Consider the following 13,190-nt stretch of genomic DNA (forward strand, 5'->3'; position numbering starts at 1 on the left):
AGCGCGGACCACCGGCAGTCGTGTGCGTCAGCGAGTCAGAGCGCGATTGAACAGATCGATGAACGGGCGAGGCGACGGGGTTCCGGTGGGCCGGAAAGGCGCAGAGTCCCTCGACGCCGATACCCACTCGATTCTGCTCACCCGCGACAAGTCGAGCTGATGCCGGGTGTCGGCGGAGAGTCGGTGCAGGAAGAGGGTTCCGGTTCGCCCGTTTCCTTCCCGAAACGGGTGGGCATGATTGAGCGTCGAGTACACCGAAGCGAGCGCGAACGACGCAGCGCCGTGATCGAGCGCTACCCAATCGACGGCGGCGATGATCTCTTCCACCTCGGACAGATAGTTCCGAATCGCCGAGACCGGCGCAAACGTCGCCGCACCTTTCCTGATGTCGACCGTTCTGATGTGGCCGGCCCACTGATACAGGTCTTGGAAAACGTGCTGGTGAAGCAGGAGTAGTTCGGCTGTGTCTCGCGTGTGCGGTACGAGGTCGCTGCCGAGGTGCGCCTCACCCAGGCGGAGCGCGGTCGCCGCGAACTCGAGTGATTGCAGGGCAGCGGGATCCCGCACGTCGAAGTTGTTCTCGAGTACCGACGTACCGCGATAGACGTACGGCGCTGATCTTCGCCAGCGGATCCGCGGGGGAATCGGTGACGACAGGCCGACAGCCCGCGCCAATTCCTGCTCGAAATATTCACGCCGAGAGAGTGTTCCGACGAGGACGGCTTCGAGTTCCGCGATCTGCTCATCGCTCGGATCCCAGCCTTCGAGGCCCTCCGCCGCCAGAACCTGTTCGAGCGCAGTGCGATTCACGGGTCGATGTCGGGTAGCGCCGACGCGGACGCGGCATATTCGAGTCGTCGTTGCACACCCGCGACTTCGCGCACAGCATTGCTCAGCAAGCTACGCGAGAGGGGAGTGAGTTCGGCGATCACGACTTCGTCGGTCGGTGGCCTACCCGCGGAGAATTGGTCGGTCTGGTGGCGGACACGAATCTGCTGCAGCACCTCGAAAGATTCGATCAGTACCTGGGCGTCGTCGTCGAGTAGGAAACCACTTCCCGCTGCGGCTTTGAGGCGTTCGAGGGTCGAACTCGTGCGGGCGCCCACGGAAATCCCCGCCCATCGAGCGATGTTCACGATCGGTTGGACGGCGCTGGCTTTGAGGTCGACGGTTCCGGTCCGACGCGTCATCACGTCCTTGAACGAATGGAGCTTTGCCTTGTCGCCGACCGCTTCGCGAAGGAGCAGGCGCATCACTGCCGGGTGCAGTCGCAGTTGATCCAACGCCGCAGGACGAGGATCCAACGCAGGATCGCCCGCGACGACGCGGGCATCCGCGAGCATCGACAACATGACCAGGGCTTGGTCCTGATACGGATTGGACACCCATTTCCGCAGCGCAGTGCGCCATTGTGGGAGCGTCCGAGCAAACCTGGCCTGGGTCGCGACGGCGTTCTTGGTGTCGCGAGGGAACCCGCAGAGATCGAGGATGTCGTGGATGGTCTTCGCGGCGTCGGCTCCCTCGTGATGTGATTCGCCGCCCCACACCAGCGCACTGTCGATATCCGAAGAGGGGAGCGCTTCACGTCTGGCGACGCTGCCGAGCGACAGCCACGCGAAATCCGGTCGCTCGTCTCCGCCCACTACCAATTCGATCGCTCGCCTGACCGTCACGTCGATCAGCACCGCCAGCGTCGCACCGATGTCGAGCGGTGAGACCCGTGACGCCACCAATTCCGTCACCAGAACAGGGACCGCGCGGGCTGTTTCGACGAGGTGGGAGTCGTCCTGTGCCGTGGCGAGCGCTGCGCGCAGTTCGAAACCCTGATTGGTGGCCGAAGTCAGGAGGTCGCTGAGTTCGAGCACACCCATCAGTGCGCCTGCCTCGGTCACGACCGGGAGATGGCGCAATCCGTACTCGAGCATGTCGGTCACGGCGTCGGCGCCCAGTCGATCCGGATCGACTGTCACTGCTGACGGCGTCATCACCGTTGATACCGGCTGGTTGCTGTCGATACCACCGACTACCACGCGGGCACGTAGGTCACCTTCGGTGAAGATTCCGAAACCGGTTGTCTCCGTCGGGATCACAACAGCGCGGCGGCCCGCATCGGTCATCAACTTGGCGGCATCGCGGATGGTTGCCCGGCCGTCGCAGACAATTGCGGGCCCGCGCAACAGGTCTCGCACCCGGCGCATGGCGGGACTCTGCATGCCTTGCCCCGCCGAGTGCCCCGTCATGGGGTCATTGTCGCAGGTGTGTCCGTTTCAGGCAGCGGAGGGGGAGATGTCAGAGACCACCGAGTCGCGAGAGTACGTCGAGAGCGGAATCTGTAGTACGCCAGAGCGCGTCGATCTCCTGTTCTGCGCCGGGACGTGTCTGCGGATTCTGGAGGGCGAACCCGTTGGCCAGTGTGATGGTGTTGTATCCGCTGTCGGCGGCGCGGAGCAGTAGTTCCGAGGGCTGCGAGTTTCCGGCCAATCGGTCGAGTCCTTCGCCGACGAAGTAGAACCGCCAGAGCGGCCCGAGATCGGCGTCGTACTCGGCCTTGGTGAGGGTCACGATCGAACCACCCTTGACGGCAATGGAATCGACGATCTTGTAGAAATCGGGGACATCCTCCGCAGTGGTTCCGGATGTGGCGACGGCGTGAGCGAGATCGACGGTGAGATGGGCGTTGTAGCCGGCCATGGCGACTCGTGCCGGACTGGCGTCGCACTGACGCGTCAGGGCGAACTAGTTGCTCCACGCCGGATCGGTGGGAGTGCCGGTGAACTCCGCATGGACGTTCACCAGGTACCTGCGCAGCAATTCGTAGCTGACCGAATGGGCCCACTCGTCATCGTCGAAGGCCGCACGGTCTCGCTGCAGCGGCATCACCGCCTCGTGCTCCACAGCGTCGAGGCCGACGGAGAACAAGCCTCGCCAATCATGGTGTGAGACGAGGATCGACGTGATCTCCCGATGACGTTCGACAGCGGTCTCGAGACGCGATAGTCCAGCGCCGGTCAGCGTCGTGACGTCACTGAGTTCGGCAACCCGATCCACCTCGGCATTGCTCAGCGGGCTGCCACAGGCCGTCGAAAGACTCTCGCCCGGATCTGCGAGTGCAGAGCCGGGCGAGAGGAAGGTGGACGCGAGGAAAGTGACGGTGATGCCGAGCGCGAGCGTCAACGGATACAGCCGCATCGGTGTCATCGGCTCAGACTAGGCGCCCACTTTCGCAAATGTCCGGATTGGCGATCAGCTGATAACCGCGTCGGCCTCGATCTCGATGAGCAGAGCGGGGTCGATCAGCGAGCTGACCTCGAGGATCGTGGTGGCGGGACGAATTTCGCCGAACACTTCACCGTGGGCGAGAGCGGCCTGCTCCCACTGCGTCATGTCGCGAAGGTACATGCGAGTGCGGATGACGTCGCCGAGGGTGGCGCCTGCCTCGGCCAGTGCTGCCTTGATGGTTTCGAGCGCTGCGCGGGTCTGATCGGTGAGGGTCTCACCAGGAGCGGTGGTGCCGGAGACTGCGATCTGGTTACCGATGCGCACGGCGCGGGAGTAACCGATCTTCGGTTCCCATTCGGAACCGGACGAAATGTTGATTCTGTTCGGCGTGCTTGTGTTCGACATGCGAGGAATTGTGCCAACAACTCACCGGCCGTGGTGAGGCACGGTCGGCTATTCGCTTCATCTTGACATAGCTTAGAACAAGTGTTCGACTTGGGGCCATGAGGTGGTCGGGTCAGGCATTGGATGCAGATGACGGAGCACTACCCGGACTCGAACGGGCCGGGTTGGTGCGCTCCGTGCAGACTCCCGAGTTCGAGGGAATCACGTTTCACGAGGTGCTCTGCAAGAGCGCGCTCAACAAGTTGCCCGAAGAGTCGACGTTGCCGTTCAGCTTCACCGTCAACGCTTTTCGTGGTTGCTCGCACGCATGCCGATATTGCTTCGCGAGACCGAGTCACGAGTATCTCGACCTCGACGCCGGCGCGGATTTCGACTCCCAAGTGGTCGTGAAGACGAACATCGCCGCGGTGCTCCGCAAGGAGTTGGCGCGAAAGTCCTGGAAACGGGAGGCGGTGGCACTGGGCACCAACACAGATCCCTATCAGCGAGCCGAGGGCCGATACCGCTTGATGCCCGGCATCATTCGCGCGTTGACCGAATCGGGAACTCCCTTCTCGATCTTGACGAAGGGAACTCTGCTCCGACGGGATCTGCCGCTGTTGAAAATGGCGGCGGCGCAGGTCGACGTCGGAATCGGAGTGTCGTTGGCGATCAACGACGCAGCCCTTCAGAAGCAGATCGAGCCTGGTACCCCGTCGCCGCGGGCGCGTCTCGAGATGATCCGCGCCATCACCGATGCCGGATTCTCGTGCAATGTCATGGTGGCGCCGGTCATTCCGTTCCTCACCGATTCCACCAGTCACCTCGACGGTCTGTTCGAGGCACTGTCGGAGGCAGGCGCGAGCAGCGTGACGGTCTTTCCGATGCACCTGCGCGGGAGTACTCGGGGTTGGTTCATGAATTGGCTTGCTCAGGAACACCCGGCGCTCATCCGTCGCTACCGCGAGCTGTACGGGCGGGGTGCGTATGTCACGCCCGAGTACAAGCGCTGGCTTGCAAGCCGTGTCGAGCCACTGGTCGAGCGTCATGGGTTGGGTGGTCGCTCGGAGCATCGAGACGTCAGTGCAGCCGGCATCGAATCGCGCGAGGCGCCTCGGGAACTGGTGGGTGCGGGAGCAGCTCTCACCTTGTTCTGACGGCCCTGGGCGCGTAAATCGGAGGCGCCCCGGACGTTTGCCGGGCTACATTCGCCTGGTGCTACTCACACTGACGTCCACCCCGACCTCGCAGACTCCTGATGCGACCGCGTTGAGCTACCTGCTGCACAAACATCCCGACCGCGTGCAAAGCTTCGACTTGGCGATCGGCACCGCCACGGTTCTGTACCCGGAGTCCTCGGCCGAGAAGACAACTGTGGCAGTGATTGTGGACGTCGACCCCATCGAACTTGTGCAGAGTAGGTATCGACGCGGTAAGAGTGGCGACAACTTTTCGCTGGGGGAGTACGTCAACGATCGGCCGTATGCGGCGTCGTCCATCCTCTCGGTTGCCCTGTCGAAGCTGTTTCGCACCGCGTTGACGGGAACGTGCAAGTCACACCCGGAACTCGTCGGAGCCGAACTAGCGTTGACCGTCTCGATTCCGGTGGTTCCGTGTGGCGGCGATGCGGATTTGCCTCGTCGGCTGTTCGAGCCGCTGGGCTGGGATGTAACCGCGATACCGGTGCAGCTTGATCCGCACCTGCCGACGTGGGGAAACTCCGACTTCGTATCGCTGACGCTCACCGGGGAACACACGGTGCAGAGCGCCCTACGGCACCTCTACGTGCTGTTGCCGGTCCTCGACGACGCGAAGCACTACTGGGTGGGACCCGACGAGGCAGACAAATTGATCCGCGTCGCTGGAGAGTGGTTGGCGTCGCATCCGGATTCCGCGCTGATCATGTCCCGCTACCTGGCTCGTCGACGCGACCTGGTCGAATCGGTGGTCGATCGACTGATTCCCGAACAAGCCGAGGCGCAGATCGAAGTACCGCGACCGGATCCGCCGCTGGAGAGGCTTCGCGTCGACGCAGTGTCGGCGACGCTTCAGCGACTGCCCGTGCGAACGATCGTCGACATCGGTTGCGGCGAAGGGAAACTGATCGAGGCACTGATGCCGCACGCTCGATTCGACAAACTTGTCGGGGTCGACGTGAGCGCGCGCGAACTGACGCGTGCGCAGCGGAGATTGAAGTTCACCGAAATGTCCGACGTCCAGCGTGAACGGGTGTCTTTGATGCAGTCGTCGGCGACTTACCGCGATGCACGGATGAAAGGCTTCGACGCAGCCGTGCTCATGGAAGTGATCGAGCACGTCGATGCTGCGCGGTTGCCTGCCCTGGTCAGATCGGTCTTCGTGGACGCAGCACCGCAGTACGTGCTGATGACAACTCCGAATGCCGACTACAACGTGCTGTATCCGGCGTTGGCGGAGGGAGAGTTCAGGCACCCGGACCACAGGTTCGAGTTCTCCCGAACCCAATTCGGCGACTGGGCAACCGAAACGGCCCGAGCCCACGGGTATTCCGTGGAGTTCGAATTCGTCGGAGCCATCGATCCGGCCCTCGGCGGGCCGACTCAGATGGCGATCTTCACGAAGGAGGCACGAACGTCATGACGGTGTACGAGATTCCAGACCTCGCTCTTGTAGTACTCATCGGTGTCAGTGGCTCGGGAAAGTCGACCTTCGCGGCGCGTCACTTCGGTGACTTCGAAACTCTCTCGAGTGACACCTTCCGTGGGTGGGTCAGTGACGATCCGAACTCACAGGAATCGACGTCCGACGCTTTCGAAGTGCTGGAGTTCGTCGCAGCCAAGCGTCTGCGACGCGGACGTCTCACGGTTGTCGACGCGACCAACGTCCAGCCCGCTGCGCGCAAGCGGCTCGTTGCGTTGGCACGCGAGCACGACATACTGCCGGTGGCAGTCGTGCTCGATGTTCCGGAATCGGTGTGTTCGGCACGAAACGACGCTCGCTCTGATCGGACGTTCGGACGCGACGTCATTCGCCGCCAGCACCAACAGTTGACTCGCTCGCTCCGAGGTTTGGGTAAGGAAGGTTTCCGTTCGGTTCACATCCTCAGAGGTGAGGACGCGGTTTCCGAAGCCACATTCTCGCGCCACCCGCTGCGCAGCGATCTGCGTGTCGAGCATGGCCCGTTCGACGTCATCGGCGACGTCCACGGATGTCGAAGTGAGCTCGAGTCGCTCCTCGTGAAACTCGGCTACACCGTCGACTACGGGACGGATGGCAGCGCTGTCGACGCGGTGCCGCCGGACGGGCGAACTGCCGTCTTCCTCGGGGACTACGTGGATCGGGGACCGGATTCGGTCGGTGTGCTGCGTCTGGTCATGGGGATGGTCGCGGCGGGACATGCGATAGCAGTTCCGGGTAACCACGAGAACAAACTCGTCAAAGCGCTTCGGGGTAAGAAGGTCACGGCCAGTCACGGACTGGCCGAGACGCTCGAGCAGCTTGCCGCCGAGTCGGCGGAGTTCCGCGAAAGCGTCGTCGACTTCTGTGACGGCCTCGTGGCGCACCTCGTCCTGGACGACGGCAAACTCGTCGTCGCACACGCCGGTCTCAAGGAGGACTACCACAACAGGGCGTCCGGCCGGGTGCGAAGCTTTGCGCTCTACGGTGAAACCACCGGTGAGACTGACGAATTCGGCTTGCCTGTTCGATACCCGTGGGCGCAGGACTACCGAGGATCAGCCATGGTCCTCTACGGTCACACGCCGGTGCTCGAGGTGGAATGGATCAACAACACCGCGTGCCTCGATACCGGGTGCGTCTTCGGTGGATCCCTCACCGCTCTTCGATACCCGGAACGAGAGATCGTGTCGGTTCCGGCGGAGCGGGTTTGGTACGAACCGGTGGTGCCGCTGGCTGCGCCGACTCGCGATCCGGATGTGCTCGATCTGGCCGACGTCCTGGAAACGACCGGCGTCGACACCGAACTGCGCGGGCGAGTGTCCGTTCGCACCGACAACGCCGCCGGCGCCTTGGAAGTGATGAGCCGATTCGCGGTCGCCCCGCAATGGCTGCGGTACCTACCGCCGACCATGGCGCCCTGCGCGACGGCCCAATCCGACGACTATCTGGAACACCCGTCGACCGCGTTCGACGCATACCGGGCCGGCGGAATCGGAACAGTGATCTGCGAAGAGAAGCACATGGGTTCGCGGGCAGTTGTGCTCGTGTGCCGTGATCGATCGGTTGCTCAGTCCCGCTTCGACGCACCGGATTCGCTCACCGGGATGGTGCACACCCGCACCGGCCGTCAGTTCTTCGGCGACGGCCTGACTCAGCAGTTGATCGACGACATCGCCGCCGCAGTCACCGCAGCGGGGTTGTGGGAAGAGTTGGGCACCGACTGGCTGCTCCTCGACTGCGAACTGTTGCCGTGGAACGTCAAAGCGGAGGGTCTGCTGCGCTCGCAGTATGCGTCGGTCGCGGCGGCAGGGCGATCAGACCTCGCCGCTCGCGAGGCCGTGTTGGCGCAGGCAGGTTCGCGGGGCCTGGACGTGGCGGAGATGTTCGAACAGACAACTGTTCGGGCTGCCAGTATCGACCGCTTCGGTGAGGCCTACCGACGGTACGTGTGGCCGACGAACGGACTGGACGGCGTCACCATCGCGCCCTTCCAGATTCTTGCGACCGAGGGCCAGTCGTACGGGGAACGGGATCACGAATGGCACCTCGGTATTTCGGACCGCCTGGCCGCGGCCGACCCGAATCGATTTACCACCACGCGTCGACTGGTAGTCGATCTCGGTTCCGAGGACTCGGTGTCCGAAGCGACGAAGTGGTGGGAGTCGCTGACCGCTGACGGTGGTGAGGGGATGGTCGTCAAACCTCTGGCGAATCAGATCCACGGACCGCGGGGGTACAACGCGAAGGTACAACCGGGCATCAAGGTTCGCGGCCGGGAGTACCTGCGATTGATCTACGGTGCCGACTACCTCGAACCGTCGACGCTTGCTCGGCTACGCAATCGCAACCTCGGGCACAAGCAGTCGATGGCGCTGCGCGAGTACGCGCTCGGCATGGAGGCAGTCTCCAGGCTCGTCGACCGTGAACCTTTGTGGCGAGCGCACCAGGCCGTGTTCGCGGTGTTGGCTCTCGAATCGGAGCCGGTCGACCCGCGGTTGTGACGGCCGGTGCCGGGGCTCGGATTGATACCGTCGGGTATGGGTGTGATTACTCGCTTGGACGGTTTCAACCGACGCCATCCGTGGAGTCACAACGATCACTACGGCCGATGGATTCTACGTAATCTGCGCGGGGTCAGGTCCGGTCGCGCTCTCGACGTGGGGTGCGGGACGGGCAATCTGATCGAACTCTTGCGTCGGCGGTTCGACGTGGTGGTCGGTGTGGAACCCGACCCCACGACCTCGGCCGCCGTGCGCGCAAGGTTTGTCCACGAGGAGAACGTGATCATCGACGCACGGCGGATCGAGGACTTTGCATCCGAGGCGAAGTACGACGCGATCACGGTCGTCGCAGCGTTGCACCATCTTCCACTCGACGAATCGATGAAGCGGCTGCGCGGCCTTCTCGAACCGGGCGGCCGGCTCGTCGTGGTCGGGTGTTATCGATCGACCACAGCCACCGACGGGCTCCTGTCGGTGTTGGCGACCGTCTGCAATCCCGTCCTCGGCGTCGTCAAGCATCGACGGGTTGCCTCCGAGTCGCTGAAGGCGATGACGGCTCCCACCGCTGACCCGGGTGAGTCGATGGCTGACGTCCGGCGCGCGGCCGCGTCGTGTTTGCCAGGGAGCAGGATCAGGAGACGACTGTTCTGGCGATACACCCTGATCTACGACGCGAGGCCCGCGGGCGCGTCGGTGGGGGAGTGAGTAGACCGTTCCGGTTCCTGGGGAAACGCGCGTCGCCCGAACCCGACTATCACCAAGGAACCGATCATCAAGGCGACCCCGATGCCCGCCAGATGTGAGAGCCCACCACTGTCTACGACGGCCGCACCGAGCAGCGCGCCTGTTGCAATCGCGATCTGGAACACGACGACGTAGATGGCGGACGCGCGGTCGGTCCCGATCGGGACGGCGCGCAGAACCGAGGACTGGAGGCAGATCGGAACGGTGGTGAACGCCGCGCCCCACAAGATCGTGGCGACGACGGCGAACGCTCCCATCGACGGCGCCAGGAGCCAGAAAATGGCCAGCGCGCCGGCCACCGTCGCGATCGAGATGAGCGTGAAGAGGCGCGGTCGGCGGTCGTAGTACTTGCCGGCGACCCACACTCCGACGGCGCCCGCTGCGCCGTACACCAGAAGCATCGCGGTACGGATGCCACCGGACGAGCCGAGGCTTTCCTCCACGAGAAGCGTGAAGAACGTGTACGACGCAAACTGTCCCAGGGCGGCGAACAGCGTTGCCGCGCAGATGACGGCGAGTGCCCGTCGCATCTCCGGTGTCGGTTTCGGTTTGTCTCGCTTGTTCCGATGGCGCTGGTCGACCGGCATCTCAGGCAGCGCACGATGCAGCGAGAAAGCGATGATCACTGCCACCACACCGATTGCCGCCGACGCAGTTCGCCAACCCCAGGATTGGCCGATCGCCGAGGAAAGTGGACCCCCGAGAACAAAAGCGAGAGACGTTCCGGCATACACCGTCGCGATTGCCTTGCCCTGTTGTCCGCGCGGAACCAGGGTGGCTGCGACCGGGGCAACGACAGCCCAGAACACTCCGTGCGTCGCAGCGCAGAGCAATCGTCCGATCACCAGCATCGGATAGTTGACGGCGCACGCTGCGACCAGTTGCGACACCGCGAGGGTGGCCACCGTCAGAACGACGACGCGTCGGCGCGGCCAGGTTTTGACCGCTCCGATCAGCGGAAGAGTCAAGGCCGCGACACCGTATGCGTAGAAGGTCAGCAGTAGGCCGACACGCCCTTCGGTGACGTCGAGGTCCGTCGAGATTTCGCTGAGCAGTCCGACGGGGAGCATTTCGGCCGTCACGTAGGCGAAGGCTGCTCCGGCCAGGGTCATCAGCCGGAGCGTGGTTGCCTTGGGCAGTCGAGCGGTCATGTTGTGTAACGATACATGTATCGATACACACCTGCGCAGTGGATATTTTGCACTCGCTATGCTGATGCTCATGGCCACACGTGCGCAGCGTTCGAGTCGACCGACGATGGCCGACGTCGCCAAGGCCGCGGGGGTGTCGGTGATGTCGGTGTCGTACTCCTTCGCACAGCCCGAGCGCGTGTCGGAATCAACGCGGGCCAAGGTGTTCGCGGCTGCTGAAGAACTCGAGTACGCGGGCCCCAACCGGGCGGCGCAGTCCTTGCGTAGCGGGAAATTCAACAACATTGCGGTCGTCTTCAGCGAGAAGCTGACTTACGCCTTCGAAGACGCAGTAGCCCGGCGGTTTCTCTCGGGAGTGGCCGAAGCGTGCCTGGATGCGAACGCCGGATTGATGATGCTGCCGAACTCGGGGAAACCTGGAGACGTCGACAGAGTTCGCGACGCAGCAGTAGACGGCTTTGTCGTCTGGACCACCGTCTTCGACGATCCTATCCTCGACGCGATCGTCGGCACCGGAAAACCCGCATGCATCCAGGGTGGGCCCCTGCACGAGGGTGTGGATCTCGTCGGGATGGACGATGTTGCCGGCGCCGTTGCGATCGCGGCGGTCGGGTTGTCGGGGGCGCAGCGGCCTGTGGTGATCAGCCTTCCGTGGGATCGTGAGCGTCGGTCCGAGATTCGGATGGACGTGGATCCAGGTGAAGCGTTGTTTCCGGTGTCCCGCCATCGGCTCGAGGGCTACGAACGCGGCGTCCGCAACGCCGGCCTCGAGTGGTCATCGGTGCGGGTGGGGGTCGTCACCGTCAACGAGCGGAGCGAAGGGGCTCGGATGGCTCGGTCCCTGCTCGACGTTCCCGTGAGCCGAAGGCCCGATGTCATCCTGGCGATGAGCGACGAACTTGCTCTGGGGGCCCTGGACGCGATCCGTGAACTCGGCCTCGCGCTGCCCGATGATGTCGCAGTCGTCGGGTGGGACGACACAACAGCTGCATCGGACGCCGGCTTGACCACAGTTCGCCAGTCCCTCTTCGATCAGGGACGTAACGCAGCTCGCGTGGTTCTCGGGCTGGACGATGCGGTCGAGCCGGTCGAATGGTCGGTGCGTCGGCGAACTTCGACACGATGATCACGCCGGTAGTGGTCGACGCTCTGCGTCTTCGGTGGTTTGTTCCTCCCGAAGTGGGGGAGACCGTCCGGTGGGGACTCTCGTGGAATGTCGACAGCCCGCGCAGATGGGCGGTCGCCGAAGCCGCGGGCGCTTTGCAACTATGTGCCGGAACTCCTCGTGACGGCACAAACGCCCGTCAGGCGTGGACCGATTTCGACGAGAATGCCTCCACTACCGGAGTGGTTCGGCGCCTGCGGCTCATGTCGTTGGAGTCCGACATGCTGCCCGACCCGAAGTTTCCGCACGGCCCGAGCTGGGGCTGGGCTACGAGGCAATTCGTGCCCGGGTCCGAGCGGTTCTACGAGTTGGCCCGTGCGCCTCGCGCATTGCGCTCGTATCAGCTGACCGATCGTGAATGGGGGCCGCGTCGCGAGGACTTCTTGCTCGTCGACCTCGAGACGGCTTCTTGATCGCTGGACCTGGCACCGTTTTCATCCAGTGAGCACAGGCTCCAGCTGACCGGAAACAGTCTCTGCTCGATTAAACCGGTGCCAGCTGCTGTGGCGAGCCCGCTCTGCCGACCACGTTCCGTGCGTACCTGCCGGGCGGCGCCCCGACGTGTTTCACGAAGTGCCGCGACAAGTGGGATTGATCGTGGAACCCGACGTCGACGGCCACGTCCGCCAATTCGCGCCCGGCGAGGATTGCGCGTCGTGCCAGATCGATTCGGCGTCCCGTCACGTACTTGTGAGGCGGAAGCCCGAAATGCTTCGCGAAGTTCTTGATCAGATACGTGGAGTTCCGCTGCAGGATGTTCGACGCTTCGTGCATCGTGATTCCCGTTGTGAGTCGCGCATCGAGCAGGTCTCGCAGTTGATCGGCAACGCGTTCGTCAACGGTGGGCGTGTGACGGGCTCGGCCTGTGGCCGGTGTGAGGATCTCGTTCAATCTTTCAGCGAGGAACCCCAGGCGACTTTCGGCCTCGAGTGATTCGCCGTCTGGGTCGAGTGCAGAGTGCAGTTGATCGATGCGGTGGCGCAGCAGAGGGTCTCGAATCTCGGGACTGTCCACTGCCGGGCCTATGAGGACCTCGCCGAGAACTGACGTGTCGAGGTAAAGGATTCGTTGACGAAATCCGGCCTCGGTGACGGGAACTCCGTCGTGTGCGATACCTGGCGGCAGCAGAGTCACGATCTCGGGTGCTGCGCCATGAGCGCGATGATCGAGGTCGTATGCAATCGTGCCGCGGTCGACGAGCATCAGAGACCACTGATCGTGCGTGTGTTTGGGATAGGCGTGTCCGACGAAATCGGCATGGAAGACCTCGGTGATTCCCGCGAGGCCCGGTGCCCACGCGGTGATCTGTGCGCCGTGGGGATCCATGTCAGAAACGTACAAGACGCAGCTGCCGCGGGTGACGAAGAG

General features: G+C 63.5%; 11 protein-coding genes and 1 pseudogene. 6 read left to right on the plus strand and 6 right to left on the minus strand.

Annotated features, from left to right (window positions below):
- Positions 1–27: 27 nt before the first annotated feature.
- From V3587_RS08665 to V3587_RS08685, 4 genes and pseudogenes are all read right to left on the minus strand, one after another.
- Complete coding sequence (locus tag V3587_RS08665; RefSeq protein ID WP_200313907.1) at positions 28–810, minus strand: Fic/DOC family protein; 783 nt, start codon at positions 808–810, stop codon at positions 28–30.
- A complete protein-coding gene (locus V3587_RS08670) occupies positions 807–2,240 on the minus strand; it encodes a putative nucleotidyltransferase substrate binding domain-containing protein (RefSeq protein WP_251011995.1) in 1,434 nt (477 codons plus the stop codon). The genes V3587_RS08665 and V3587_RS08670 overlap by 4 nt, the downstream gene beginning before the upstream one ends.
- Positions 2,241–2,289: 49 nt before the next feature.
- Positions 2,290–3,189: pseudogene (locus tag V3587_RS30685) on the minus strand (DUF5995 family protein).
- Positions 3,190–3,243: 54 nt separating this feature from the next.
- On the minus strand, positions 3,244–3,624 hold the full coding sequence (locus V3587_RS08685; protein ID WP_095970242.1) for a RidA family protein: 381 nt from the start codon (positions 3,622–3,624) through the stop codon (positions 3,244–3,246).
- Positions 3,625–3,722: 98 nt separating this feature from the next.
- Here V3587_RS08685 and V3587_RS08690 point away from each other — a divergent pair, with 98 nt between their 5' ends.
- The 4 genes from V3587_RS08690 to V3587_RS08705 are packed head-to-tail and all read left to right on the plus strand — an operon-like array spanning position 3,723 to position 9,467.
- A complete protein-coding gene (locus V3587_RS08690; RefSeq protein WP_283376384.1) occupies positions 3,723–4,760 on the plus strand; it encodes an Rv2578c family radical SAM protein in 1,038 nt (345 codons plus the stop codon).
- Positions 4,761–4,797: 37 nt separating this feature from the next.
- The gene (locus V3587_RS08695) at positions 4,798–6,222 is read left to right on the plus strand and encodes a 3' terminal RNA ribose 2'-O-methyltransferase Hen1 (RefSeq protein ID WP_095970240.1); all 1,425 of its coding nucleotides are present in this window, start codon (positions 4,798–4,800) and stop codon (positions 6,220–6,222) included.
- Complete coding sequence (locus tag V3587_RS08700; protein ID WP_095970239.1) at positions 6,219–8,762, plus strand: polynucleotide kinase-phosphatase; 2,544 nt, start codon at positions 6,219–6,221, stop codon at positions 8,760–8,762. The genes V3587_RS08695 and V3587_RS08700 overlap by 4 nt, the downstream gene beginning before the upstream one ends.
- Positions 8,763–8,798: 36 nt before the next feature.
- On the plus strand, positions 8,799–9,467 hold the full coding sequence (locus V3587_RS08705; protein ID WP_283376385.1) for a class I SAM-dependent methyltransferase: 669 nt from the start codon (positions 8,799–8,801) through the stop codon (positions 9,465–9,467).
- Here the strand turns inward: V3587_RS08705 and V3587_RS08710 are convergent.
- On the minus strand, positions 9,428–10,657 hold the full coding sequence (locus V3587_RS08710; RefSeq protein WP_095970237.1) for an MFS transporter: 1,230 nt from the start codon (positions 10,655–10,657) through the stop codon (positions 9,428–9,430). The two genes, V3587_RS08705 and V3587_RS08710, sit on opposite strands and share 40 nt — an antisense overlap.
- Before the next feature lie 70 nt (positions 10,658–10,727).
- Between V3587_RS08710 and V3587_RS08715 the strand changes: the two genes are divergently transcribed.
- Both V3587_RS08715 and V3587_RS08720 read left to right on the plus strand, forming a co-directional pair.
- Positions 10,728–11,783 carry a LacI family DNA-binding transcriptional regulator gene (locus tag V3587_RS08715; RefSeq protein WP_253252851.1) on the plus strand — a complete coding sequence of 352 codons (1,056 nt, stop codon included), beginning with the start codon at positions 10,728–10,730 and terminating at the stop codon, positions 11,781–11,783.
- Positions 11,780–12,235, plus strand: a complete 456-nt coding sequence (locus tag V3587_RS08720; RefSeq protein ID WP_283376386.1) for a hypothetical protein — start codon at positions 11,780–11,782, stop codon at positions 12,233–12,235. The genes V3587_RS08715 and V3587_RS08720 overlap by 4 nt, the downstream gene beginning before the upstream one ends.
- Positions 12,236–12,305: 70 nt before the next feature.
- Here V3587_RS08720 and V3587_RS08725 read toward each other — a convergent pair whose 3' ends face one another.
- Positions 12,306–13,148, minus strand: a complete 843-nt coding sequence (locus V3587_RS08725; RefSeq protein WP_283376387.1) for a helix-turn-helix domain-containing protein — start codon at positions 13,146–13,148, stop codon at positions 12,306–12,308.
- Between the last annotated feature and the right edge of the window lie 42 nt (positions 13,149–13,190).

The organism is Rhodococcus sp. IEGM 1306 (assembly GCF_036541985.1).
In the GTDB taxonomy this organism is placed as follows: domain Bacteria; phylum Actinomycetota; class Actinomycetes; order Mycobacteriales; family Mycobacteriaceae; genus Rhodococcus_F; species Rhodococcus_F qingshengii.